The sequence below is a fragment of the Blautia sp. AF32-4BH genome (genome assembly GCF_003460565.1).
Lineage (GTDB): Bacteria > Bacillota > Clostridia > Lachnospirales > Lachnospiraceae > Fusicatenibacter > Fusicatenibacter saccharivorans.
Genome location: NZ_QTVL01000001.1, coordinates 352,899 through 377,787, shown reverse-complemented (window position 1 = coordinate 377,787; position 24,889 = coordinate 352,899). Strand labels below are relative to the sequence as shown.

General features: G+C 52.2%; 27 protein-coding genes and 1 riboswitch. Of the genes, 4 read left to right on the top strand and 23 right to left on the bottom strand.

From position 1 onward, the window contains the following. Positions 1-163 precede the first annotated feature (163 nt). The 5 genes from DWZ44_RS01800 to DWZ44_RS01780 form a co-directional block, all read right to left on the bottom strand. A complete protein-coding gene (locus tag DWZ44_RS01800; RefSeq protein ID WP_025580950.1) occupies positions 164-787 on the bottom strand; it encodes a VanZ family protein in 624 nt (207 codons plus the stop codon). Positions 788-867: 80 nt separating this feature from the next. Next, positions 868-1,047: a cysteine-rich KTR domain-containing protein gene (locus tag DWZ44_RS01795; RefSeq protein ID WP_074021989.1), complete on the bottom strand. Its 180-nt coding sequence runs from the start codon at positions 1,045-1,047 to the stop codon at positions 868-870. 128 nt (positions 1,048-1,175) lie between these two features. Then, positions 1,176-1,826: an ABC-2 transporter permease gene (locus DWZ44_RS01790; protein WP_015542934.1), complete on the bottom strand. Its 651-nt coding sequence runs from the start codon at positions 1,824-1,826 to the stop codon at positions 1,176-1,178. Next, complete coding sequence (locus DWZ44_RS01785) at positions 1,819-2,679, bottom strand: ABC transporter ATP-binding protein (RefSeq protein ID WP_004611597.1); 861 nt, start codon at positions 2,677-2,679, stop codon at positions 1,819-1,821. Before DWZ44_RS01785 ends, DWZ44_RS01790 begins: the two co-directional genes overlap by 8 nt. Further along, positions 2,672-3,055 (bottom strand): GntR family transcriptional regulator, encoded by a 384-nt coding sequence (locus tag DWZ44_RS01780; protein WP_015564335.1) that lies wholly within the window; start codon positions 3,053-3,055, stop codon positions 2,672-2,674. The genes DWZ44_RS01785 and DWZ44_RS01780 overlap by 8 nt, the downstream gene beginning before the upstream one ends. Before the next feature lie 210 nt (positions 3,056-3,265). On the opposite strand from DWZ44_RS01780, the gene DWZ44_RS01775 reads away from it, so the two are divergent. The 4 genes from DWZ44_RS01775 to DWZ44_RS01760 all read left to right on the top strand — a co-directional run bounded on the left by DWZ44_RS01775 (position 3,266) and on the right by DWZ44_RS01760 (position 5,856). Then, complete coding sequence (locus tag DWZ44_RS01775; RefSeq protein WP_102289599.1) at positions 3,266-3,634, top strand: helix-turn-helix domain-containing protein; 369 nt, start codon at positions 3,266-3,268, stop codon at positions 3,632-3,634. Between the two features lie 229 nt (positions 3,635-3,863). After that, entirely contained in the window at positions 3,864-4,193 is a 330-nt protein-coding gene (locus DWZ44_RS01770) for a plasmid mobilization protein (RefSeq protein WP_002566656.1), read from the top strand. Next, entirely contained in the window at positions 4,154-5,488 is a 1,335-nt protein-coding gene (locus tag DWZ44_RS01765) for a relaxase/mobilization nuclease domain-containing protein (RefSeq protein ID WP_071441249.1), read from the top strand. Before DWZ44_RS01770 ends, DWZ44_RS01765 begins: the two co-directional genes overlap by 40 nt. After that, positions 5,485-5,856 carry a cysteine-rich VLP domain-containing protein gene (locus DWZ44_RS01760; RefSeq protein ID WP_112115380.1) on the top strand — a complete coding sequence of 124 codons (372 nt, stop codon included), beginning with the start codon at positions 5,485-5,487 and terminating at the stop codon, positions 5,854-5,856. The genes DWZ44_RS01765 and DWZ44_RS01760 overlap by 4 nt, the downstream gene beginning before the upstream one ends. 154 nt (positions 5,857-6,010) lie before the next feature. On the opposite strand, the gene DWZ44_RS01755 is transcribed toward DWZ44_RS01760, so the two are convergent. The 18 genes from DWZ44_RS01755 to DWZ44_RS01670 form a co-directional block, all read right to left on the bottom strand. Continuing rightward, complete coding sequence (locus tag DWZ44_RS01755) at positions 6,011-6,496, bottom strand: NUDIX hydrolase (protein ID WP_233104350.1); 486 nt, start codon at positions 6,494-6,496, stop codon at positions 6,011-6,013. A gap of 2 nt (positions 6,497-6,498) precedes the next feature. Continuing rightward, entirely contained in the window at positions 6,499-7,155 is a 657-nt protein-coding gene (locus DWZ44_RS01750; RefSeq protein WP_005361145.1) for an HAD family hydrolase, read from the bottom strand. Beyond that, the gene (gene thiE / locus DWZ44_RS01745; RefSeq protein ID WP_117804090.1) at positions 7,145-7,786 is read right to left on the bottom strand and encodes a thiamine phosphate synthase; all 642 of its coding nucleotides are present in this window, start codon (positions 7,784-7,786) and stop codon (positions 7,145-7,147) included. The genes DWZ44_RS01750 and thiE overlap by 11 nt, the downstream gene beginning before the upstream one ends. 11 nt (positions 7,787-7,797) lie before the next feature. Then, complete coding sequence (gene thiD, locus DWZ44_RS01740; RefSeq protein ID WP_004611583.1) at positions 7,798-8,601, bottom strand: bifunctional hydroxymethylpyrimidine kinase/phosphomethylpyrimidine kinase; 804 nt, start codon at positions 8,599-8,601, stop codon at positions 7,798-7,800. Then, positions 8,598-9,272: a TenA family protein gene (locus DWZ44_RS01735; RefSeq protein WP_112115377.1), complete on the bottom strand. Its 675-nt coding sequence runs from the start codon at positions 9,270-9,272 to the stop codon at positions 8,598-8,600. The genes thiD and DWZ44_RS01735 overlap by 4 nt, the downstream gene beginning before the upstream one ends. Positions 9,273-9,496: 224 nt before the next feature. Next, positions 9,497-9,596: riboswitch (TPP riboswitch) on the bottom strand. 209 nt (positions 9,597-9,805) lie between these two features. Further along, positions 9,806-10,006, bottom strand: a complete 201-nt coding sequence (locus tag DWZ44_RS01730; protein WP_071441250.1) for a transposon-transfer assisting family protein — start codon at positions 10,004-10,006, stop codon at positions 9,806-9,808. A 3-nt stretch (positions 10,007-10,009) separates the two neighbouring features. Then, on the bottom strand, positions 10,010-13,939 hold the full coding sequence (locus DWZ44_RS01725; RefSeq protein ID WP_442857706.1) for an LPD25 domain-containing protein: 3,930 nt from the start codon (positions 13,937-13,939) through the stop codon (positions 10,010-10,012). A gap of 135 nt (positions 13,940-14,074) precedes the next feature. Next, positions 14,075-16,165, bottom strand: a complete 2,091-nt coding sequence (locus DWZ44_RS01720) for a DNA topoisomerase 3 (RefSeq protein ID WP_117804088.1) — start codon at positions 16,163-16,165, stop codon at positions 14,075-14,077. Then, positions 16,162-16,923: a DUF4366 domain-containing protein gene (locus DWZ44_RS01715; RefSeq protein WP_117804087.1), complete on the bottom strand. Its 762-nt coding sequence runs from the start codon at positions 16,921-16,923 to the stop codon at positions 16,162-16,164. Before DWZ44_RS01715 ends, DWZ44_RS01720 begins: the two co-directional genes overlap by 4 nt. Further along, complete coding sequence (locus tag DWZ44_RS01710; RefSeq protein WP_003509287.1) at positions 16,910-17,167, bottom strand: DUF4315 family protein; 258 nt, start codon at positions 17,165-17,167, stop codon at positions 16,910-16,912. The genes DWZ44_RS01715 and DWZ44_RS01710 overlap by 14 nt, the downstream gene beginning before the upstream one ends. Positions 17,168-17,190: 23 nt before the next feature. Next, complete coding sequence (locus DWZ44_RS01705; RefSeq protein ID WP_117804086.1) at positions 17,191-19,146, bottom strand: C40 family peptidase; 1,956 nt, start codon at positions 19,144-19,146, stop codon at positions 17,191-17,193. Continuing rightward, on the bottom strand, positions 19,134-20,054 hold the full coding sequence (locus DWZ44_RS01700; RefSeq protein WP_055200128.1) for a DNA cytosine methyltransferase: 921 nt from the start codon (positions 20,052-20,054) through the stop codon (positions 19,134-19,136). The genes DWZ44_RS01705 and DWZ44_RS01700 overlap by 13 nt, the downstream gene beginning before the upstream one ends. After that, positions 20,051-22,456: a VirB4-like conjugal transfer ATPase, CD1110 family gene (locus DWZ44_RS01695; protein ID WP_117804085.1), complete on the bottom strand. Its 2,406-nt coding sequence runs from the start codon at positions 22,454-22,456 to the stop codon at positions 20,051-20,053. The genes DWZ44_RS01700 and DWZ44_RS01695 overlap by 4 nt, the downstream gene beginning before the upstream one ends. After that, positions 22,359-22,808, bottom strand: coding sequence for a PrgI family protein (locus DWZ44_RS01690; RefSeq protein ID WP_022788455.1), 450 nt, complete (start codon positions 22,806-22,808; stop codon positions 22,359-22,361). Before DWZ44_RS01690 ends, DWZ44_RS01695 begins: the two co-directional genes overlap by 98 nt. 6 nt (positions 22,809-22,814) lie before the next feature. Beyond that, positions 22,815-23,378, bottom strand: coding sequence for an MT-A70 family methyltransferase (locus DWZ44_RS01685; protein WP_117804084.1), 564 nt, complete (start codon positions 23,376-23,378; stop codon positions 22,815-22,817). A 21-nt stretch (positions 23,379-23,399) separates the two neighbouring features. After that, complete coding sequence (locus DWZ44_RS01680; protein WP_005946756.1) at positions 23,400-24,263, bottom strand: VirB6/TrbL-like conjugal transfer protein, CD1112 family; 864 nt, start codon at positions 24,261-24,263, stop codon at positions 23,400-23,402. Between the two features lie 72 nt (positions 24,264-24,335). Continuing rightward, positions 24,336-24,551 (bottom strand): Maff2 family mobile element protein, encoded by a 216-nt coding sequence (locus DWZ44_RS01675; protein WP_002566673.1) that lies wholly within the window; start codon positions 24,549-24,551, stop codon positions 24,336-24,338. A gap of 95 nt (positions 24,552-24,646) precedes the next feature. Then, on the bottom strand, positions 24,647-24,877 hold the full coding sequence (locus DWZ44_RS01670; RefSeq protein WP_106999787.1) for an antitoxin: 231 nt from the start codon (positions 24,875-24,877) through the stop codon (positions 24,647-24,649). Between the last annotated feature and the right edge of the window lie 12 nt (positions 24,878-24,889).

Sequence of the window (24,889 nt, the reverse complement as noted above, 5' to 3'; positions counted from 1 at the left end):
ATTATTCAATCTGTCCAAGCATAACAGGAAGGAAAAGATTGAAATTCCATAGGTAGTGGCTTCGTTGACGCGACTAAGTTCAATACGGAAAAATCGGTCTGCAGGTGTGTCAAACAGAAGACACTATTTTTTTATATCTGAGACCGATTGTTTCCGATACAATTTATGGAACATTCAGCACATCATGGACAAACCAAGTCTGAGCCGTGACCATAATGGCAAATGTGCAAATAGCAAAGAGAAGTACTTCAGCCACAGCATTGACACGGCTGGATTGAAGTTGCTTTTTCAGATTGGCAGGCAAGATTCTTGACAGCAGACAATAAACTAAAAATCCAATACAGGCTCCAGCGGTATTTGTCATCAAGTCATTGATGTCGGAAGAACCCCAGCCAAACATCTGGACAATTTCAACAGCCAAAGAAAACAGAAAGCCAGTCAATGCAACCGTCTTCATGTGATGATATTTCTTGTACAGCAGCGGCAGGAAAAATCCCAACGGGACAAACAGAATAATATTCAGAATGGTATCAATTGGCCCAGTTATCATACCGATAAATGGAGTCCAAGAAATGTTCGGGCGAAAGGTCATTGTGCTTGTAAAGCCGATGCCTGTGACGGTCAAAAGTCCGAATAAATAATAACCAAAAACAAACACTGCAGCGGTATGGAGAAAACTTTGTGTTCTCCCCAATTTTTTGAGCCACAAGAAATACAGTACGAAGACTGGAACCATAAACACATACCCACTAATTGAGCGGATGAGAATATCAGAAATTGGTATCATTATTATCTCCTTGTCAAATTCAAATTTATTGCCCATTCCAGCATTGAGCATTTTCTCATAAAGCAAACAGAATACTGTCATTAGTAACGACGGTATTCCCATAATGCTAATCGTAAGTCTAATTGTTCAATGTCGATTAGACATTCACTTTTACATTTTGGACAAAAGAGAGGAAAATTTTTAAGTACGGTATCTTCCCGAATTTTGTCGCGTGTTTTATTCCCGCAGACTGGGCAGCGGATGAACTCTGTTTTCTCCATATTGTTCACTCCGAATTGCGATCATTCTTTTTCTTATCCCGATATTTCCGTATGAGTTTATTACGGATAGGAACGCCAACACCAATCAAAAGCACAACTGCCAAAATTGTGAAATCCATACAATCACCTCACATTTCCTTATTCTTCATAACCCGAATGGACAAGAAGATTGAAACCGCATACATCACGACAATAGCAAAAACCGCAAGGAAAACGAGAAGTATCGGAGAAGATTCAACGACTGAAATAATTGAGTTCCCGATAGCTGGCATTTTAGAGAGAAGAAGTAAAGTCACCAAAAAACCGGCCACTGGAATATACATAAATACCCGTCCTTTGATTGAGCCGTACTTGTAATATCCCGGAATCTGGAACACGGTATAGAGTGCAAATAAGAATACTCCTGCAATAGCGGCAGTTACAATATCAAATACGCCAACTGTTTCACCCAGCACTTTCAAGACAAGCGGCTGTGCAATCAAAGAAATAATCAAGGAAAGAAGCCCCATTGCAAGGACAAAAACATAGCGTCCGATCACAAGCTCGCTTTTACGAACAGGTAAAATACCAAACAGACGATCCATGCTGTTTTTTTCTGTGATGGAAAAGGTATATCCCGTCGTCATGGCAATAAAGCACATAGCAAATGATACCCCTGTCAGCAAAGAACGATTGATTGCGGCAAACACAATCGGCAGGAGCAGGGTAAAGCAAATCGTCTTAAAATATGGTTTTACCAATGCAATATCTAATTTTGTGGATTTCAAAATATTACTCATAATCGTCACCTTTCTTGCTTGTAAACACTACAATTTCATCAATGGTGGCAGGATCAACGGTCAGGTTAGGGAAACCGCTAATATCTTCGGTTTTCATCAGAGCCTCAAATCCCGTAGGGAATGTACGAATACCAGCCGCCTTATTTTTCAGATCATCGGACAGTTCCTCAATTCCACCTTTTACAATGCGGAACATATCTACAAAATCATCTTTGCTGCCAGTAAAGTACAGCTCGCCATAACTGATGTAGGTAATATAATCGGCTGCACGCTCCAAATCGCCTGTGATATGGGTGGAGAACAAAACACTATGCTCGCCATCTTCAATATACTCTGAAAGAATTTTCAAAAGTTCATCTCTGGAAACCGGATCAAGTCCACTGGTCGGCTCGTCGAGGATCAGCAGCTTGGCGTCGTATGAAAACGCACAGGCAAGCATTAACTTCATCTGCATACCTTTGGAAAGTTCTTTTACCTTTTTGGTTGGTGCAATGTGAAATTTCCGTAACATATCCGCAAATTTCTGGCTGTCCCAATTTGGATAAAATACCGAAATGGATTTTTCAACCTGCGACACTTTCCAATCATCACTGAAATAATTTGTATCGAAAACAACGCCCAGCTCTGATTTTACTTTTTGTTCTTCTGCGATATTATCCAGCCCCATCACTTTGACTGTGCCACCGGTGCGCTTGAGCATATTCAAAATCAGTTTGATTGTCGTTGTTTTGCCAGAACCATTCGGGCCAATCAAGCCCATAATATATCCCTTTGGCAAAGTAAAGCTGATATTGTGAAGCTGAAAAGAATCAAAAGATTTTGAAAGATTCGTTACCTCTAAATAATTAGTCATCTGTTTTTACCTCCGTTAAAATGTCCAAAAGGCGATGTAATTCCTCTGTGGATAGATTTGCCATTCTTGCAGCTTTTATTGCTTCGGTGAGATTGTTTTCTACTTTGCAAATAAGCTGCTCCTTAATCAGTTCTGAACCAGACCCCATTACGAAACATCCACGCCCCTGCACATTTTTAACAAAGCCCTCTTGCTCTAATTCTGTGTATGCCTTTGTCACTGTTAAGACGCTGATCTTTAAGTCTTTGGCAAGTGTTCTAAGGGAGGGCAAAGTTTCTTCGGCTTGAAGCTCGCCAGATAAAATAGCCGCCTTGATCTGCTGTTTAATCTGCTCGTATATGGGGATGCCAGATACATTTGAAATAATCAGTTTCATTGCTGCATCCTCCGTGTGTTTTAACTGTTATGCTGTTTTGTATAACAGTATAACACGAGAGGCGTATCTTGTCAATATTTCAAAAAGGGGGGTGGCAATAATTTCCTCTGCCTATGTTTCGGGATATGAATTATAAAGTTTAATCTTACTGCATATAGCAACATTCCATTGAGAAAATATGAAATATACAATGTAAATGGGTGGTGCTATATGGCAAATATCAAAGATTGTCCCGGCTTTGAAACTTTCGGCGCAGATGTAAAAGAGGCGCGGAAAGTCAAGCAGTTATCGCGTAAGACGCTGGCGGAACAGGTCAATATCGACTGGCGCTATCTTGCCAACATCGAAAATGACGGCACGATTCCCAGCCTGCCGGTTATCATACAGCTTATCAAAATCTGCGGGCTTCCCGTGGAACGGTATTTTAACCCGGAGATTATGCGGGAGGAAAGCGCACAGCGGCAGCGGGTCAGCCACAAGCTGAAACTCTGCCCGGAAGAATTTCTGCCGGTCATCGAGGGCGCGATTGACGGGGCCATTCAAATTCAACAGAAGAATGACGAAACGGAGGGTGCATGACAACCCTCTGTTTTGTTTTTGGGAGGACGCAAGGCTGCGCCCTCTCTTTTTTTGTGCGGTTTTCGGAAAAACCGGGATTTTGCGGGTATTTCCTTGGGGTCAGAACGCTTTTTAGGGGAAGAAGAACAAAGACAGCAAGCATAGGGAGTGTAGCCACACTCCCGGCAAACGGCTTCCCGTTTGTATCTTGGGGAAGTCCCCAAACCCCTGAATGAATGGAGGTGCGAAAGTGGCAAACCGAAAACGGAAGTTTGTGCTGCGCGTCCCGGTGACGCCGGAGGAACGGGCGCTGATCCAGCAGAAGATGGCCCAGCTTGGCACAAAGAACTTTTCTGCCTACGCCCGGAAAATGCTGATTGACGGCTATATCGTCCATATCGACACCGGCCCCGTCCGGGCGCAGACCGCAGAGCTGCAAAAGATCGGCGTCAACATCAACCAGATTGCAAGGCGTATCAACAGTACCGGGACTGTGTACGCGCAGGACTTGGAGGACATCAAGGGGGCGCTGGCACAGATATGGCAGTTACAAAGATCCATCCTATCAAGTCAACGCTGAAAAAGGCGCTGGACTACATCGAGAACCCGGACAAGACCGATGAAAAGCTGTTCGTTTCTTCCTATGGCTGTTCCTATGAAACGGCGGATATTGAATTTCAAATGCTGTTAGATCAGGCGTACCAAAAGGGCAACAATCTGGCCCACCACCTGATACAAGCCTTTGAACCGGGGGAAACCACGGCGGAGCAGGCCCACGAGATCGGGCGGCAGCTTGCCGATGAAGTGCTGCAAGGCAAATACCCCTATGTGATTACCACCCACATTGACAAGGGCCATCTGCATAACCACATCATTTTCTGTGCCGTGGATATGGCGAACCAGCGCAAGTACATTTCCAACCGCCAGAGCTATGCCTTTATCCGGCGCACCAGCGACCGGCTGTGCAAGGAACACGGCCTGTCTGTGGTAAAGCCCGGCAAGGACAAGGGCAAGACCTACGCCGAGTGGGACGCACAGAAAAAGGGCAAGAGCTGGAAAGCAAAACTGAAAATTGCTATCGACGCGGCCATTCCGCAGGCCAAAGACTTTGATAGTTTTCTGCGGCTCATGGAGGCGCAGGGCTATGAAGTCAAACAGGGCAAGTTTATTTCATTCCGCGCCCCCGGACAGGAACGCTTCACCCGCTGCAAGACCTTGGGGGAGGATTACACCGAGGAACGGATCACCCAGCGAATCAAGGGCATTTCCATAGACCGGGGGCCGCGCAGAAGAAGCACCGGGGAAATCTCCCTGCGGATCGCCTTGGAGGACAGTATCAAGGCCCAGCAGTCGGCGGGCTATGCGCGGTGGGCGAAGCTGCACAACTTGAAGCAGGCCGCCAATTCCTTAAACTTCATCACAGAACACCAGATCGACAGCTACGAGGGCTTGGAAAGCAGGCTGGCCGAGATCAGCGCGGCAAACGACGCGGCGGCCTCCGCCTTGAAAGACGCAGAACGCCGCCTTGGGGATATGGCGCTGCTGATAAAAAACCTCTCCGCCTACAAGCAGCTCCGGCCTGTGGCGCTGGAACTGCGAAATACCAAAGACAAGGCCGCGTTCCGGCGGCAGCATGAAAGCCAACTGATCTTGTATGAGGCGGCGGCAAAGGCGCTCAAAGAGGCCGGGGTCACAAAGCTCCCCAACCTGTACGCCCTCAAAACCGAGTATAAAAAGCTGGACGCAGAACGGGAACGGCTGTCCGCACAGTACAGCGAAGCGAAACAGAAGTTGAAAGAATACGGCATTGTCAAACAGAATGTAGACAGCATTTTGCGGACAGCGCCGGGAAAGGAGCATACGCAGGAACGATGAACATACCGAGAATGAGTTACCCCCAATACCGCAAGGCCCGCAGGCTCACCCATGAGTGCTGCAACTACTGTAACGGGAACTGCCTCCTGCTGGACGATGGGGAGGAATGTGTCTGTGTGCAGAGTATTTCCTATTCGCTGCTGTGCCGGTGGTTCAAGGTGGCCGTCCTGCCGCTGGACGCGGCCCTGTGCGCCGAGATCACCAAAGGCCGGGACGAGATCAAACGCTGCGCCGTCTGCGGGGCGGCGTTTACGCCCAACTCCAACCGGGCCAAATACTGCCCGGATTGTGCGGTGCAGGTGCGCCGGAAAAAAGAGGCGGAACGCCAGCGGAAAAGATACCTCCTGTCTACGCATTTAAGGCGGTAAAAGTCCACGGAAATCAAGGGTTTTTCCGCATGGTCGGCAGGCAGGTGGATAAAGTTATCCTGTTCCCCTTAAAACGGGGTTCTAAATGCGGGAAAATGGACAAAAAAGAAGCGCCGGGCGCAGAGGCTTTGACACCTCCGCGCCCGGCGTTTTTTCAGCCTATTAACTGATCTACATAGGTAATCAGGGGATGCAGTTGTTTCAGGCGAAACATCTCAAATAACTTATCTGAACTTACCCATTGAACATCTACAACTTCTGTTTCCTGTAAACGCATTTCTTCAATCTTTATATCCCTATGAAACAGCCAAACATCGTAAAAATCCTGCACATTTTCCCGTCTGGTCTGATAAATCAATTTTTCACTTCCGGGAGTAAGCAGTATTCCTAATTCTTCTTTTACCTCTCGGATTGCTCCTTGCAAGCTGGTTTCCCCGGAAAATACAGAACCACCCGTACATTCCCAATAAAGAGGGTATTGCTTTTTCGGATGCCGCTGTGATAAAAGATACTGCCCCTGCTGGTTGACGATCCATACACTCACAGATAAATGATACAGCCCTTTGGGTATGATTTCTCCACGGCACATTGTTATTCCAGACTTTTCCCGTTTTGCATTATATAAATCCCATTTTTCCATTTTCATACCTCTTTGTGTGGGATCGGTGCTTGCCGAAAATCAAGTAAGTAAATATCCGCAATCCTTTCTATTTCTGTACGCTGATCTGCGGAATACTTATCATAAATCCCACCTGCTAACATACGGGCTGCCTTTGCGCTTTTAATTGCTGGAAGCACATCATCAAACACAATACAGTGTTCAGGTGCAACCCCTAATTTTCTTGCGGCCAATTCAAAGACATCCGAATATTCTTTTCCCCGCTGAACCTCATCTGTTGAACATAGAGCGTCAAATAATTCTAAAATAGAATTGTTCTTTAAGCATGGAATATAGAGCTTTTCCGGCAACCCCGTAGCAACTGCAAGTTTTATTCCATGTTCTTTTAAGCGCAGAAGATAATCAAGGGCATGGGGCAGCAGACCGACATGGTTACTGTATTCCTCGACCGCCATATTATTCCATTCCTCAATAATTCCCTCTACCGTTTCCTGCAATCCAAAAAGATCAATGGTATATTGTGCGGCTTCCTCAAAACTCCTTGCACATATTTCAGTTACATAATTTTCCGGGACGGGAAGATTTCTCTTTTTCAAAAACTGAATATCTATATGCTCCCATACATCCATTGAATCCAGAATTGTTCCATCTAAATCAAAGATTGCCGCATTAAAATCCATTTTTCTTTTCCTTTCCGCAAAATAAACCTTTCAGTTCCGCAGCAGCAGCTTTTATATCAGACTGCGCTATGATGGCAGATACAACAGCCAGCCCGTCAATTCCCATGGGCTTGAAACGCCCTGCATTTCCCTTATTGATACCGCCAATAACAACTATCGGCAAAGAAACGGCTGCGCGGATTTTCTGTAATTCTTCCATTGATACAGAATCAGCGTCGGTTTTAGTTCCAGTAGGGAACATTGCGCCAACTCCCAAATAATCTGCACCATCCTGTTGTGCCTGTATTGCTTCTGCAATGGAAGATGCAGATACTCCCAACAGCATATTTTCCCCAATTACTTTGCGGACGGCAGCCGCAGGTAAATCATGCTGTCCAATATGTACCCCCGTAGCCTGCACAGCCATTGCAATATCTATCCGGTCGTTTATGATAAGGGGAATATGGTATTTATCCGTAACCTGTTTCACGGCAACAGCCTGATTGTAAAATTCTAATGAGGACAATTCTTTTTCTCGGAGTTGTATCATTGTGCAGCCTCCTAAAATTGCCTGTTCTACCGCTTCTGTCAGGCTATCGCAGCTCATTAGTTGACGATCAGTAACAAGATAAAGTGTATAATCAAAGTTCATTTTGCACCTGCCTATTCTTTAGATAAACCATGCTGATACAATTCGTAGAAATGGTGCGTCGGGCCACAGCCTTTTCCAATCGCAAGAGAGTGTTCGATTGCCATTGTGACATAAGCCTTTGCAGATTCGACTGCAAGCGGAACACTTTTTCCCTTTGCAAGCTGGGAAGCGATTGCAGAAGAAAAGGTACAGCCTGTCCCATGAGTATTTTTCGTATCAATGCGGGATGTTTCAAAATGGTAGAAATTTTCTCCATCAAATAGGACATCAACAGCATTTCCTATATGATGTCCACCCTTGACAACAATCGCCTTACAACCCATGGCATATATTTTTCTTGCGGCAGCCTCCATATCTGAAACTGTGGAAATCTGCATATCCGCTATTTTCTCTGCCTCTGGAATATTCGGAGTAAGTACATCGGCCAGTGGAATTACTGTGTCTATCAAGGTGGAAACCGCCGTAGGATTCATCAATGGGCAGCCATTTTTGGCATACATAACCGGGTCGATTACGACATTTTGGGGCTTATATTGTAATAGTTTCTTTGCCACCGCTTTCATACATTCTGGTGTAGAAAGCATACCGATTTTTACTGCGTCCACTTCAATATCTTCAAATACGGCGTCAATCTGTTTTTCAATCATATCCGGGGTAATATCTTGGATGTCGATAACACGGCTGGTGTTCTCTGCAACAACAGAAACAATAACACTCATTCCAAATACACCGTGAGCAGAAAAAGTTTTCAAATCAGCCTGAATACCTGCACCTCCGCTGCAATCTGATCCGGCAATGGACAATACTTTTTTCATTTTGCATTTTCCTCCATTCTCTCGTTCCGATAGGCCATCTTCCAAAAAGCAAGCTCTAACAAACTTGCTTTTTCAAAAATATCAGCCAGATACTTTTTATTTGCTACTGATAACCCGGCACATTTATGCTCTGCAAAAGCAGACCATTCTTTGCAGCTTTCTGCATATTGTTCATCCGCATAATCTTTGATAAAGTCCCAATATCTTGACTGTCTGCTTGTAGGAACAGCCGCCAATTTGCGGAATATATAGCTGTAACTTAGCATACAGGGAAGAACCGCCATTAAAATTTCTTCATTCTTTCCATGTGACGCAATCTCAAACATGAAATCAATGTAATTTTGATTTTCAGGCAAAGGGGCGATCAGTTCAATATCATCATCTGTTATGCAAAATTGCTTTAGATAATCCAGCCGCACTTCCGATTCCGTATCATTTACAAAGTTCAGCATGGAGTAGTAAAGCTGAATTTCTCTTAATGTAGCAGCATGAAAAATTGCCTTTCCGTATATGCGGGCATAGTTTTTCAGATAGATACTATCCTGAATCATATATCTCTTGAATTTTTCAAGAGGTAGCTTTCCAGTTTGCACTTCCTGCACAAATGGGGTAGCTGCACATTCTTCCCAAATGGGGATGTTGTGGGTTAAGATGTCTTTCATAAATGCCATGTTTGATCCTCCTAAGATAAAAAAATAGAGCCTCTAAAACAATTAGAAGCTCTTTCAGACGCAATACGAGCGTAAGAAATTGCTTCCCTACGCCGGTATTAGCCGACAGGTCCAGAGGTCAGGTCTTACCTTTTTCAACTTGTTCAGTTCCCTCGCAAACACATATCATATCTTATTCAATTAAAAAAGGACATTCCCAAAACAGAGAATGTCCAAAAAATACGAATCTGTATTCTTCAGCTCCCTGCGTTGGTATTAGCCAACAGGTTCAAAGGGTCAGGTTTTAACCTTCTCAACTACAAGGTAGTCCCCCTGCTTGAGTATTATTATAGTTAAGAAGTCCCCAAAAGTCAAGTCTACGCATTTAGGGCGGTAAAAGTCCACGGAAATCAAGGGTTTTTCCGCATGGTCGGCAGGCAGGTGGATAAAGTTATCCTGTTCCCCTCAAAACGGGGTTCTAAATGCGGGAAAATGGACAAAAAAAGAAGCGCCGGACGCAGAGGCTTTGACAGCCCCCGCACCCGGCGTTTTGCTTATTCGTCTGTGAAGTGGAACCGCTGCGCCGCAAAGTCGGCGTCGCTCATGGCGTCCAGCTTATCGGCGGTCTGACAGGCCAGCACCGCCATTTCCTTGTCCATGTCCGGCAAAGCTGCCCGGAGATTTGCCGCCGTCTTGCGGCGGTCGGCGTTGTGGTACAGACAGATCAGGTTTTCTTCTTCCACGGTGAAATACATTCCTCATACCTCCATTTCTTTTGATTTTTCCCGCGCCGGGGGTTTCTTTTTCTGTTCCTCCTTGGCGGCGGCAAGCTGCGCCCGGATGGACGGTTTCTTTTGCTTCTGCGTCGTCTTTCGGGTCTGCTTGGGCTTTTTGGCCTCCGCCTTGGCTGCCTCGGCCACATCCAAAAGGGAAATCTGTTCCCCGGCTTTTGCCCTTGCTTCCAGTTCCTCCATAGACGGGGCATTGTTCATCATGCCATCGATCATGTTGTAGTTCTGCTCGGTGGACATTTCCGCCGTCTTGATATGGCTTTCCTGCTGGGCGGGGATGGCAAAGGCCCTTGTGCCGTTTGCCATAATAAGATACCTGCCGTCCTCCGACTGGTGGTGGAATCCATACCCGGCGGCCTCCATCTGTTCCCGGCTCCTGTCGGTCAGATAGAAACGGCCCCTTGGCGTCTGGATTTGTTCGCCGGTCATGCACTCGTCCGGCGTGAGCTGCTTTTCCGGCTGGGCGAAAAACTCCGGCACCTGCCGGTAGTCGGCCCCCTCGTCCACATAGTAGGCAGTCTGTTTCCCATCCTGCCGGAACACCACAATATCCCCCGTAGAGAGGGAATGTCCCTTGTAATCGGAGGGATGTTCTATGTTGAAGCGGCGGTAAATCTCGTCCAGTGTGGTGTCCTTGTCCAGCGGCGCGGTGTAGACAAGCTGATAATTCTTCCTGTCCACCGAAAGCCCGTCCGCCTGCAAGTCCTCATAGGAACGATAGCGGAAGTCGCGCCCCTCTGGGCCGGGCGGCACTTGGTAGATGGAAAAGTTGGGCTGCGCTGGTGCTTCATAATCAGAGGCAACATATTCCTCCACCGTCAGCCCGGCAGCGGCGGCCTCCTGTTCCAGCTCTGCCTCGATCTGTTTTTTGTAGTCCTGCAAGTTCTGGTCGAAATCGGCAAGCTGCGGCGGCTCCGGCAAATGGTACTGGCCCTGATTGAGAAGCGGGCGGCACTCCTTTACATAGTCCAGAACCGCGTTGAAATAAGCGGTCTGTTCCGGCGTCAGGGTTTCCCCGGATCGCAGGGGACGCCGGGCCTCCTGCTCCATAGCGGCCAGATTGCAATGCAGTTCCATATATGGGACGAACTCATGCAGCAGCATATCCCGCTGGGCCTTGTCCGCCTCCCATGCCTCCGGCCCCTCATGGTGCAGCACATGGTTTTTCCAGCTTTCATCCTGTGCATAGTATTCGTGGTAGCCCCGGATATGTTGGATCAGGGAACCGTCCCCGTCGCCAAAGTCCTGCCGTCCCTCGTAGCTGTCCGGCTGGCCCTGCATGGTAAAGTCAATGCGGAACTTGGTCTTGTCGTACCAATGGCCCGTATAGCCCGGCTGCTCCCGTTCATGGCGTCTGGCACTGTCCAGCTCCTTGAAAACGGCCTCGGCCTCATGCAGCGGCATTTGCTGTCCGTCTTTCAGATGGGGACTTTCGCTCCAAAGGATCGTGACAACCGGCTCCGCTGCCGGATTCTGCGCGATCTGCCGCTGGGCGTTGGCAACGGCAATCTCACTTCCGATCTCGCTTTTCACAAAGGAATCCATCTGGCCCTTTTGCAGCTCATAGCCCTGTTCGCACAGGCGGTTGATAAGCCCGATTACTTTGTCGGTATCGCCCACGGCCTCGGCATAGGCCACGATCAACTGCCGTTCCTCGCTGCCCAAACGCGGGGCGTTTTTCTCTGCCAGTTCAATCAGAGCGGCGGCTCGGTCAGCCGGGGACGCCTCCGGCATGAACGGCTTTCCATTCAACAGGCCGTCGATCCCATTCCACGCCTGCGGCTGGGGAATGGCGTTGGCCTGTTCGGTTGCTTCCAGAAAATCATCCAGCCCGTCGCCGGTCAGGGGTTCCATTGTCCCAGCCGGTCGCTCATGGAGCGCAAGGATTTCTTTTCCGGCTTCCACAAGGGACAGGCCGGGATTGTCAAGCTGGCCTCCGTCCAGTTCTTTGTAGTCGGGGCCGTACAGCGTGTAATCATAGCCGGTTTCCGATGTCTGGATATACAGGTAATCGCCGCTTTCCAGACGGTAGGCGGCCTCCTGCGGGGCTTTGGCCTGTTCCAGCGTTCCATCCCCGGCAATGGTAAAGCCCTGCACCTGCGCCGCCTCCTTGGTTCCCTGCGACACTTCGCCGGTGGATTTCAAATCCGCGTCAATCAGGGTTTGCAGCATAGCTTTTACGCTGGCGGTCATTTCCTGCTGTTGCTCCGGGGGCAGCTTGGAAAATACGCTGTCCGGGTCTGGCTGCTCGGCGGCCTGTTCCAGCGGCGCGGCCTGCGGCTGCTCCTGCTGGGCCTGCCGTTCTTTCTGAAGCTGGGCAAGGTGGCCGTCAATGGTGGTAATCAGTTCATGGGCGGTGGCCCGGATGGTTTCAAGGGAGGCTTTCAGCTCTTTCAAGTCCTTGCCGGAACTCCAACCGGCCACATAGCCAAAGGAATAGTCGGAGGTGTCCAGCCCGTAATGCTGGCATACGGCATAGGCCACGCTTTCAGCCTGCACTTCGCGGGTGCGGCTGTCGGGGCGGTCGGCCTGCTCAATGGCCGGGGCTTCCGGGTCGATGGCGTGGAGCTTGGAATGGGCGATCTCATGGATGGCTGTCTTTAGGGTCTGTAATTCGCTCATGCCCTCCTGAATGGCGATCCGCTTTTCCGTCAGGTGGTAATAGCCGTGGGAACCGCCCGGAATGTCCTCAAAACCAATGGGAACCGGGGAGGTCTGTTCCAGCGCCTTGAAAAATTCCCCGTAGCGTTCCACGCTGCCGGTCAGTTCTTCCACGCCGATAGAGGGCAGCGGTTCCCCCTCGGTCTGGCTCACATCAAAGACAGAAACGATCTTAAAGGCCGGAACCTGTATTTCCTGTACTTCGGTAACAGGCTTTCCGTCTTTTCCCATCACCGGCCTGCCCTGTGCGTCCAGCTTTTGCACTTCCTTTTTCGCCTTGAACGGGGCCGGGGCCAGTATCTTGATGGCCTTTTCGCCTTTCTTTACATTGCGGTGAAAATCGTCCCGCCACTTGTTGTAGCCCGCCACAAGCTGTCCGCCCTGCATGGCGATCAGGAGGGTGTTGTTGAAGCTGTAACTGTGGAACTTGGACATGGTGGTGAGATAGGCTTTGTAGCGTTCACTCTCGAAAAGCTCCTGTATGCCGGTTTCCAGCCGGTCGGTGATCTCTTTCATGCGCTCGGCGCTGTTCTGGCCGTTTAAGAGAATGGGGGTGACAGGCTGCGGGGCCTTTGTAGGCGCTGCCGCCTCCGGCTGTACCTTGCTTTCCTCCCGCAGAATTTCCGGCGCAGGATAGGCCATCACCCGGTATTGTTCCGGCACTGGCTGGCCCTCATGGACGCGCTGCCATTCGTCGCCGCTTTTTACCAGATAGCCATAATCGGTAAAAACACCATGCTCTGTGTTGGCAATATGCAGGCCAAAACGGGGCAGGAGAATCCCTGCTTTCCATTCCTCCGGCATATCCACCATGCCGGAACGGTTTAGATAGTAGTCGCCCAACTGTCCTGTGCTGGTGACATCCGGCAAATGCACATAAAAGTCCACATTTTCGGGATAGTCGATAATCTGGCCGATATTGTGAAAATCACTCTGCGGGCTTGTCAGGGCGGCGTTCAGCTCCGTAAGTTCGGCGGCGTCCAGCTTTTCCAATCTTGCAGCAAGGAAGTTTAATTCATCCATGCCTGCGGACAGCACCATATCACGGGGCAGCTTAATAGGTCGCTTCTGTGGGCTTCTATACCCATATAGAAAAAAGTCCTGTGGATTGTCGGTGCTGATTCCGATTTCCCGCAGGGCTGCTTGCAGTTTTTCGGTTGTGGTCGGCAGAGAAAACCATAGGCCCTCTTTGCCTTGCTCATAACGCTGTCGGTTATGAAGAAGTACGGAAAACACTTCGCTCATTGAATCGCTCCTTTCACATAATATAAGGGTTTGGGGCTTCCCCAAAGAGAAAATCCCCGGCCCGGCAGGTGCGCCGGGTCAGGAATTTTGCCGGGAGTGTGGCTACACTCCCTATGCTTGCTGTTTTTAGTTTTTGCCCCTCTGTTCCACGCGGTAGTTCACATACTTGCCGCCGGTATCGGCCAAAAGCACCGTCCCGTCATAGGTTTTGCCGGTTTTCATGGAGCGCAGGCCCTTTACCTTTGCTTTTCCGTCTTTAAGGAGCGCGGCGGCGATCTTCGGGGTGAACGCCTTGCCTCGTTCCTCAAAAAATCGGTCATTCTTCCACATGACAAACTGGCAGCTTCGGTTTCCGCAGTAGTAGTTCTTTTTGCCCTCGTAGACGCTTTCCCCGCAGCGCGGACATTTGCCGATAACCACACGCTCGGTCTGAAACAACTTCTGCGCGTCCTCGCTGATCTGGGAGTAGCCCACGATCAGGCCCCTTGTCATTTCTGCAATGCCAGCCATGAAGCCCTCCGGGTCGGCCTGCCCCTTGGCAATGGCCGTCAGCTCCGTTTCCCACTGTGCCGTAAGCTGGGGAGAGGTCAGCACTTCCGGCAGCACACAGGCAAGGTTGTGGCCGTCCTTGGTGGGAAGTAGCTGTTTTCCCCTGCGCTCCACAAAGCCCATCTGCACCAGCTTTTCTAAGATGGAGGCGCGGGTGGCCGGGGTTCCCAATCCCTGCCGCTCGGCGTCCTCCGGCAGATCGTCCGCACCGGCGCGCTCCATAGCAGAAAGCAGGGTATCTTCCGTGTAGGATTTTGGCGGTGCGGTGAAATGCTCGGTGACGGCGGCAGTTACCTTGTCAAAGGTCTGTCCCTCGGTGATCTCCGGCAGTTCCCGCGCAGGCTCCGGGGCGGTGTCGTCGGCGTCTGTTTTGAACGACGCCTTAAAGCGGCGGTCAAGCTCTTTCCAGCCGGGGGTCAGGATGGTTTTTCCCTTGGCGGTAAAGGTGTTCCCGGCACAGGTGAATGTGGCGGTGACAGCTTCATACACATGGGGCGCGGCCACGGCGCACAGCAGCTTGCAGCACACAAGGGACAGCAGTTTCTTTTCCCCCTCGGCCAGCCCGTCAAAGCCTCTCTGCACAAATTCCATCGTCGGGACAATGGCGTGGTGGTCGCTCACCTTTTTGCTGTTCAGCACCCGGCCAAACTGTGGGGACAGGTCAAGCCCCGCCGCAAAGGGCAGCAACGGCCACAGGCCGGACACAAGGCTTTCCGCCGTCGGCAGCATATCGTCGGTCAAATACTGGCTGTCGGTGCGGGGATAGGTCAGCAGTTTCTTTTCGTAAAGCTGCTGGGCATAGTCAAGGGTCTGCTTGGCGGTAAATCCAAACAGGCGGTTTGCTTCCCGCTGCAAGGTGGTGAGGTCATAGAGGCGGGGCGGCTGCTCCGTCTTTTTCTCCCGTGTTACCGACACACAAACGGCCTGCGCCGTTTCACAGGCGGCTTTCAGGGCCTTGGCGTCGTCTGCGTTTCTCATGCGTTCACTGGCCGCCTCCATGCCGCCCGCCGCAATCTGGACGATGTGGTATTTCTCTTTCTGAAAGCTGCTGATCTTGGCCTCCCGGTCAACCAGCATTTTCAGGGTCGGCGTCTGGACACGGCCCACGGTCAGGGTCTTGTGGTAGAGGATGGAGAAAAGTCTTGTCGCGTTGATCCCCACCAGCCAATCCGCCTGCGCCCGGCAAAGGGCCGACTGATACAAGTTGTCATAGTCAGTTCCCGGTTTCAGATGGGCAAAGCCGTCCTTGATGGCCGCGTCCTCCATGCTGGAAATCCAAAGGCGCTGAAACGGTTTCTTGCAGCCCGCCATCTGGTAGACGAAACGGAAAATCAATTCCCCCTCGCGCCCGGCGTCAGTGGCGCACACAAGGCCGGTAACATCGGGGCGCTCCATCAAAGAACGCAGGGTGTCAAACTGCTTTTTCTTATCATCGGGAATGATGTACTGCCATTCCTGCGGCAGAATCGGCAGGTCGTCATAGCGCCATTTTTTGAAACGCTCGTCATAAGTCCCGGCGTCGGCAAGGGAAACAAGGTGGCCGATACACCAGCTCACCAGATAGCCGTTTCCCTCCATGTAACCGTCCTGTTTCTTGTCCGCGCCGATCACGCCCGCAATGCTGCGGGCGACGCTTGGTTTCTCTGCAATTACTAACTGATAGCTCATACTTCGTCCTCCTTATTTCCATCTTCACTTGTCATATCCTCGTCCGGCTCCGGGGCTTCGTCCTCGTCGTCCTCGTCCTCTCCAAAGTCATACTCGGCCAGATCGTCATTGCCTGTGGTGTCAACTTTTTCCTTTTTGAATTTCAGGAAGTAAAGGGCTGCGCCGCCGCCCAGCAGCACCACCACAAAGAACACCACAAGGCCGCCCATGCCGCTTGGCTTTTCCTCCTGCGGCTTTTCTTCCTCCGGCTGGGGCTTCGGCTCCGGCCCGTTGCAGGCGGTCAGGTTGTTTTTACAGACCGGGCAAGCCGTATTGACGGCCCCGGCTTGACACTTGGCCGTACAGGTGCAGACCTCCGGCTCTTTTTTCCCGTCCTCCAACAAGGCTTGCAGGTCGGCGTCGTCCACTTGGTTGAGGAAATGCACCGCCGTTTCCTTGTCCTCGTTGGCCCGGTCGATCAGGATGTAAAAATAATTCCCGGCCTTGGTGGTAACGGTGATAAGCTGCTTATCCCCGAAAAAATCATCCACCAGCGTAGCGTTGCCCTGCGGGGTGACAGGTACGCCCTCCGGCTCCATGCCGCCGGTGGTGGGTTCTTCGGTTTCCTCCGGCACTTCTGCGGGGGCCTCGGTGGTTTCCGGCAGCGGCACCGGGTCAGGGTCAGCGCCCCCGGCGTAGGCGGTAACGGTCGTGGTCGCCATGCAGAGCGCAGCGGCCACAGCCAGCGTCAAGGTGCGGAACAGTTTAGATTTCTTCATGGGCGCTGTCCTCCTGTTCAAAGTCCGGGATCGGGGCCGGGGCCGCCTGCAACGCGCCGCCGCGCACAAAGGCGGCGAACTCCTGCGGGGTCATGTTGAGGCCGCGCACAAGCTGGACGATCTGCAAGTTTTCCTGTTCGGTCTTGGCTGCTTCCAGCTCCCGAAGCTGCTTTTGCAGCTCCGCGATCTTGCCCTTGGTTTTCTCAATATCCTTTTCAATGCGTTCCAATTTGTTCATTGCCATAGTGATTTACTCCTTTCTGGCGTTTAAGGCAAACGCCCGTAACAATAAAAATGCTGCTGCCAGTAGCTTGAATTGAGGTTCGTGTAGGAAATGGGGTCGCCGCAGTGCAGCATGACCGAATTTCCCACATACAGCCCCACATGGGACATCCCGGCAGTGTCATAAGTGCCGACGAAAAATACAAGGTCGCCGGGCTTGGCCTGCTCCGGGGAAACGGGAGTGCAGATGTTGTAAAGCCCCTGCGCCGTCTGGCGTCCCACATTCCAGCCGGAATGATTGATAACCCAGCTAATGAAGCCGGAACAATCAAAGCTGGTGCTTGGGGAGCTGCCGCCCCACACATAGGGATAGCCCACATACTTTTCCGCCTCGGCGATCATGGCGGCAAAGGCTTCGTCCTTTAGCGCCTCCGGGGGGATTTCATAGTAGGTCGGCTCTTTCGGGGTGGAGGCGTGGGGATAGCTGCCGTTGGGAAACAGGTCTGGCCGGTTGCCCAAAGTCTGCATATAGGCAGCATAAAAGCCCATCTGTTCCTCGGTGAGAATGTAGATGGGCAGGTGGGACAGGTCAAAGTTTTCCAGCTTCACATTGCAGATGTAATAGGTGTAGGGAACTTCCACGGTATAGGTGTTTCCCTCGCTGTCCGTCCTCGTTTCGGTGCGGTAGCGGGTTTCCGTTTCGATGGTCTGGGTCAGGATGTACTGCTTTTCAAAGAGCATGGCAAGGTCGCCCTGTACCTCCCCCAAAGTGAACACGCCGTTATGCAGCGCGGAGAGGATGGAGGTCAGCACATAGGGGTCATGTTTGATCTCGTCCAGATCGAAACGGTATTCGTCATAGCCAGGGTGCAGGCTTTCGTAGTTGTCAAGTTCGTGCTGCAAGTCTGCTTCCAGCGCGGCATAGGCGGCTTCGGCTCCCAGCATATCGCTGTCCTCGGAGAGATAGGAGGTGGCGGCAAGGCCCGTCCCGGTGCTGCCAAACATGGCGGTGCAGGATTGTAGGCCGCCCATCACCAGCAGGAGCATGAGGCCCACGCCGCCGACGATCAGCGCCCCTTTCCAGTGCCGGGCGGCAAAGGACGCGGCCTGTCTGCTTTTTTCTGCGGCTTTCTTGGCTGCGGCACCCGTGGTCTTGGCGGTGCCTGCGGCCCCCTGTGCGGTCTGACCCGCCGCCCTTGCTACCTTGGCATATTCCCGCTTGATGTGCTGTTTCTGCCAGAAGCGGGAAACGGGGTTCTTGACCGCCTGCGCCAGCTCCGGGTTGTCCCGCAGGGATTTTTGATACGCAAACTCGGCGTTGGCAGCGATGGACTTTCGCTCGGCCTTGGCTGCGGCCCGGTAGGGTTTGAGCTTGTGGCGGTGGACGCCGCTGCGGATCATGCGGCCCACCTGCCGTTCCGCCAGTTCCTCCCCCTTGTGGCCGCCCTCCACGCCCACATTTTCGTGTTCTACCTCGTGGATTTTTCCGTGGAGATAAAGCCCGGCTTCCTGTATGGGGCGGCTGGCCGGGTTTGGTTTGAGCTGGGGAGGGGATTTCTCCACCTTGTCAAAATACAGCCTGCTTTTAGCCTTGCCCTTGGCCTCGTCATAAACGGTTTCCTTGGTGACGACGCGCTTTTTCGGCAGGGCTTCTTTGGTCGCTTCCAGCTGATCCGCCCGTTTTTCTGCCTTTTTGATATACGGGGCCAGCTCCGGGGAGGCCCGTTCCTCGGCGGTAAACTGCAACCGGGAAACGGGGCCGGTGGCCTGCGCCACGGTTTTTCCGGCGTCCTTGGCCGCTTTCCTTGCCTTGTGGCGGTCGTGCAGTTCGTCCGCCCGTTCCAGTATTTTTTCCGCCGCGCCCTCCGGCTGGGCGGTGTATTCCTGCTCGGCCTCCCGGCTGGACACATTGACGCTTTCGCCGGTGGTCTGGTTATCCAGCGTCAGGCCGTCGCAGGTCATGTGCTGCGTTACCTTGTCGCGGGGTTTTAAGGGTTCCATATCCGATCACCTCCTTGCTGTCTGTTCCGGCAGCGCCCGGTTTCAATCTCTGCAATATAGCGCAGGATGGGGTACACCTGCGGGGGAACAACTGCGTTTCCCAAAGTCTTTAACCGCTTTGCCACATTCGCCGGCGGGTCACTGATTAAGTACGGGATTTGCGCCGGTTCTTTGGCCCACATGGAATGTCCGTCCATCTCTGGGGGAATCCCATCAGCCATTCCACCCAGTCGGGGTTCAGTTTCACATCCCCCGGCGGGCTGCCCAGCAGTTTGTAAACCGCCCATGACAGCCGCGCCGTCCATACGGTTCCGCTGGGATTGTATTTTCGGAAGCTCCCGGTCGGGGTCATCCGCACATCGACAGTTTTCCCCACATCCCCCGTGTCGCTGGCAAGGGGCGTGGGAAGCAGCATGGCCGATGATGAAAGTTCTTTTGCGCTCATGCCATGCGCCGACGGCGACAGCAGGAAGTACGAAAACCCTAACGGCGTAGCCTGCCTGCTCCAAGTCAAAAACCGTCTTGTCGAGCCCCAGATGGATGAAGCCAGCAACATTTTCTCCAAGCACCCAAGAGGGGTGCAGTTCCCGGATAACGCGGAGCATTTCGGGCCATAAATACCGTTCGTCCTCAAATCCCCGTTGTTTCCCGGCGCTGGAAAAGGGCTGGCAGGGGAATCCCCCGGAAATAAGTGTGGTGGTTTCTTGTCCTGTTTTTTCAAAAAATGCCTCCTTTGTCACTGTGGTAATGTCCCGGAATTTTGGTACCTGCGGCCAGTGCTTTTTCAAAACTTCCATCGGGAAATCCGCCCATTCGCACTGGCATACGGTGGTAAACCCTGCGGCTTCCGCCGCAAGGTCGATCCCGCCGATCCCGGAAAACAGGCTGAAATGTGTTAAGGCGCTCATACCGTCGCCCCCTCGCCTAACCGGGTCGTCATGATCTGGTAGAGCTGGGTGTTTTTCGGGATGGGGTTCTTAAAGGGCAGGATCACATTTTCGTAAATGAGAAGCCCCTCGCCGGGTTCGGAATTGTCAACATACCGTAATTGCTGGGGCGAAATGTTCAGCCGTTCCGCAAGGATTTTGCGGTCGCCGCTGGCCTGATTGAGCAGGCAGATAAAGTCGCTGTTTTCCAAAATGTTCTCAATTTCCGGGGAGGAAAGCAGGTCTTTTACATTCTGCGTCGCACCTGTGGGAATCCCGCCCCACTTACGAAAACGCTTCCAAATCTCACAGGAAAAGGCCGCCGTCTGTTCCTCACGCAAAAGCAGGTGGAACTCATCACAGAAATACCATGTCGCCTTGCCCTTGCTGCGGTTTTGGGTGACGCGCCCCCAAATCTGGTCTTGGACAATGAGCATACCGATTTTCTTTAGCTGCTTGCCCAGTTCCTTGATGTCAAAGGCCACAATGCGGTTTTGAATGTCGATGTTGGTTCTGTGGTTGAACACATTTAGGCTGCCGGACACATACAGGTCAAGGGCCTGCGCCACCCGGTCAGCCTCCGGGATATGCTGGTCTAACAGGGCTTTATGCAGGTCTGCAAGGGTGGGCATATTTTCCGGCTTGGGGTCTGCCAGATAAGGCCGGTAGATCACCTGTACCGCCCGGTCGATCACCGTCTTTTCAATGGCTTCCAGCCCGTTCTTGCCGCCCATGACAAGCTCACAGAACGACAGCACAAAGTCGGATTTCAAGGCCAGCGGGTTTTCATCCTCGGAGTAATTCAGGTTGATGTCCAGCGGGTTCACATAGTTTTTGCTGGTAGGCGACAGCTTCACCACCTGCCCATGCAGCCGCTTCACAAGGGGGTAATACTCGGCTTCTGGATCACAGATATACACATCGTCCGGGGTGCAGAGGAACACGCTCAAAATCTCGGATTTACAGCTCATACTTTTGCCGCTTCCCGGTGTCCCCAGCTTTAGCCCGTTGGGACACCTCGCCCGTTTGCGGTCGAGCATAATCATGTTGCCGGTCTTGGCGTTGATCCCGTAATACATGGCATCGCCGCCCTGAAAAAGCTCCTGCGTCACAAAGGGGACGAACACGGCCACGCTGGAAGTCGTCAGGGAGCGTTCAATCTGGATGTGGCTGGCCCCCAGCGGCAGGCTGCTCATAAGCCCCTGTTCCTGCTGGTAGTCCAGCCGCACAAGGGAACAGTTGTATTTCTGTGCAATACCGGCAGCCCAGAACACATCGTTTTCCAGCTTTTGCCGGGTGTCTGCGGTGTTCAGCACCAAAAAGGTAAGCTGGAACATCCGTTCATTCCGGCTCTGCAAGGTCTTTAGCAGCTCCTTGGCGTCCTGCCCGTAGGTGGCAAGGTCGCTGGGAAGTATATCCATGTCGTAACCACTTCTTACCGCCCGTTTCTGTTCCTGAATCTTCATGGCGTCAAGGTCGGTGATCTTGCGCTTGACCGTCTTAATGGCGTCGCTCTGGTCGATGGCCTGCACATGGAGGTTCACCACAATGCCGTTTTCTGTGTTGAGGAAGTCGGCCAGCATTTCATCCGACAGCTCCGGGGAGAGGATTTGCAGGAAGCTCACCGCCCCGTATTTGCCGCCCAGCCCGAACATCCGGGCATTGCCGAAGCGGAACGAGGACGGGGCGATAAAGTCCTTGGTGGAAAGCCCCGACGGGGCAAGCCACTTCCAGTCAAAGGAGAACGGCTCCCCGTCCGGGTGGAAAATGCTGTGCATGACTTCCAGCCGCTGCTTGGCGTCCAGTCCCCACGCGGAGGCCCCCATGCTCTTGAAATAGCCCAAAAGGTCGGTTTCGATCCGGCGCAGTCTGGCGCGGGCCATTTTCAGGCTGTCCGCCTCGATGGTGTAGGTCATAAATTTCCGCTTCATCAGGCCGTTGTTCCCGTTCACAAGCTGGTCTTGCAAAATGTCGGAATACTCGCTGCGGATGTCGTCGAAGTCGTCCCCCTGCGCCCGGATTTCAAAGCTCTTGGCGTACTGCTTGGGGTCGATCTTGCGGTTGATAAAGGAAAACTGCACATGAATGGAGGCGTCCAGATAGTTGTAGAGGTCGCACAGGTTTTCAAAGATGGCGGTCTTGGTGTCCGCCTGCGCCAGTTGGTAGCTGATGTCCGTAAACTCAATGCACTTGGAAAAGGTGCGGGGCGTTACCCGGCATACGCCGTCCTGATACATGGCCTCATAGGGAATACTGGCCTGTGCCGAATGGGGCTTGCCGTCGCCCTTATACTTTCGGATGACGGCCTGAATCTCTTTCTTTTCGGCGCGGGTGAGCTTGACCGGCGCTTTTGCGCTCGTTTCGTTCTTTTGCTTTTTGGACAATGGCGTTGACCTCCTTTTCCATTTGGGATTGCCGCACAAGGGCGGTATAAGCGTTGTTGGTCTGATAGGGCCGTTCCTTGGGCTGGATGAAGCAGCACTCGACGATCTGGCGCACCACCACTTCAAGGGGCTGGCCGTGTTTTTCGTAAAGTGCCAGCAGAAAGCCCGGCAGCATGGCGAACACCATAATGAGTGCCGCCGCGCTGGTCGGGACGCGGCCCCGGATCAAAAAGAAAAGCGGGACGCCAATAAGCAGCGCACCGCCAAAACAAATGAGCTGGCGTTTCGTCAGCCCGAATACTACCTTGGATTTGACCTTGGTTAAATCCTTGGGGACAGTTACATAAGCCATAAAAAGTCACCTCGTTTCTGGTACGGACAGGGAAAAATCGCTGTCCACTTCATTGCCCCACACATCCCAGCCGGGGATTTTCTGTCTGGCAAACAGTTCTGCGCGGGGCAGGTCGCCCGCAAGCTCTATGATTTTCTCACGGGTAATGTCTGGTTTCTTGCTGTGTTCCTCCACCGGGGAAATGATAAACTGATGGACGCTTTTGGAGTAACGCTTGGGATGGCCCCGCTTGGCAAGCAGGCAGATTTCCGCGTTTCCTCTCGTCCAATAGCCCAGCCCGTAAAACCATGTGGGGCTTTTGCGGTTCAATTTCAGCCAGACAAAGGCCACGGTCTTAAAGGAAAAGCCCCATGCCTTAATCAGACGCAGCGCCTCCGGGAGCTGGGGGAAAGTCGCCCACAAAAACAAGAGGCAGTCTTTTTCCGCCAGCGTTTCCACCGGCAGGGCGCACAGCTCGTCAATGCTCATGGTGGGATAGTGATGTTCCGCCGCCCCTGTCCGTTTGCACTCATATCGCCACGGCGGGTCGGCGTAAAGGATGTTGTAGGTTTTCTTTTGTGTTTCTTTGATGGTTGGTATTCCTCCTGTCTGTCAATGTGCGGTAAATACGGCTTTCGATATGCTGCCGGTCTTGAACAGACAGAAGCAAAGCAAAACGGTATAGCCCATACAGCCCCAGATTGCGCCGGATATGTCGTCGGCGGTTCCGATCTGCTGGATCAGCACCGCATAAATCCCGACAACCACCATGATTAAAAAGGCTTGGAAGCCCAGCGCAAGCAGGGATTTCAAGTAGTTCTGGCCCATGCCGCGCCACTCTGCATTGCCCAGCGTGGCAAGGGGGATCGGCCCCAATGCGGTCACGGCGTAAATTTCAATCATTCTTCCATAGGTCACAAGGAAAATGCAGATGGAAAGAATGTTCATCGTCAGCCCCACAACAAGGGTCTGGAACCACAGGCCCAGCAGCGGCCCGATGTCCATTGCTTCAAGGCGGCTTTCCAGATCGGGCAGCAGCGTGTCAAAATCAATGCTGGTATCTCCGATAATCACCCCGGCGCTCTGGTTGACGACCTGCTGGGTGGCGTCAAACACGCCCATGACGATATTCCATGTGTTCGTCACAATGAGGATGGCAAAGGCGCTTTTGAAAATCCAGCGGAAGAACATGGAGCTGTCGAAGTCGTGCATATTGTTCTTTTCCACAATCATGTCGATCAGCTCATAGCACATCACAAGGGCGAGAATGGCCGCCGCAATGGGGACGATCACCGTTTCGGACAGGTTTTGCAGCATGGAGAAAATGCCGCCGTTCCAGTCCTGCGGGGTACTGCCCACATCCGACGCGATTTCCCCGACTTTGGTATTGACCGTGTTAAACAGGCCGGACAGGTTGCCCATGATACCGTCGATCAGGATTCCTTTGATCCATTCCCCGATTAAATCACCGATCATGTGGGGACACCTCCTTTCCCGCGCCCTCCCAGATCAGAGAGGGCGCGGAGGGTTTTCTAAGGCACATGGGGGTTATCCCAGCAGCCCGGACAGCAGCGGAACAAGGGTCATACCGATCAGGGCAACGCCACCTCCGGCGACAAGCTGCTTAATTCCCTGTGACTTGCTTGCCGGGTTGTCCGCCCCGTATCCCTCCAAAAGATTGACGCCGCCCCATACGCAAAGCGCGCCGCCGAGGCCCACAACGATGGTCTGCAAAGTATCAACTGCACTATTGAAAAATTCCATAAAGTTACCTCCATAAATTCAGATTGTGATGGTGTTTGGGTACAAAAAAGCCGCCGTTCACAGCGGCAGCCTCACAATCCGCTGACGGCCCGGAGTTACTGGCCGTCCCGCCATTTCAGCACAGCCAGCGAAAAAATTTCGCCCCATGCTTCACACAATTCACGGTTTACTTCCGCCTCCATCTGTTTCAAACCGGCGTCGTCAGGCAGTTCAAAATCGTGTTCGATCATCCACCGCAATGCAACGGCAGCGGAGATCATGCCACGGAAAACAGCCTGCTCCTGCTTGAAATAATCCGCAAATGTCCATTCGTCCGAGTGTCCCATCGGTCACGCTCC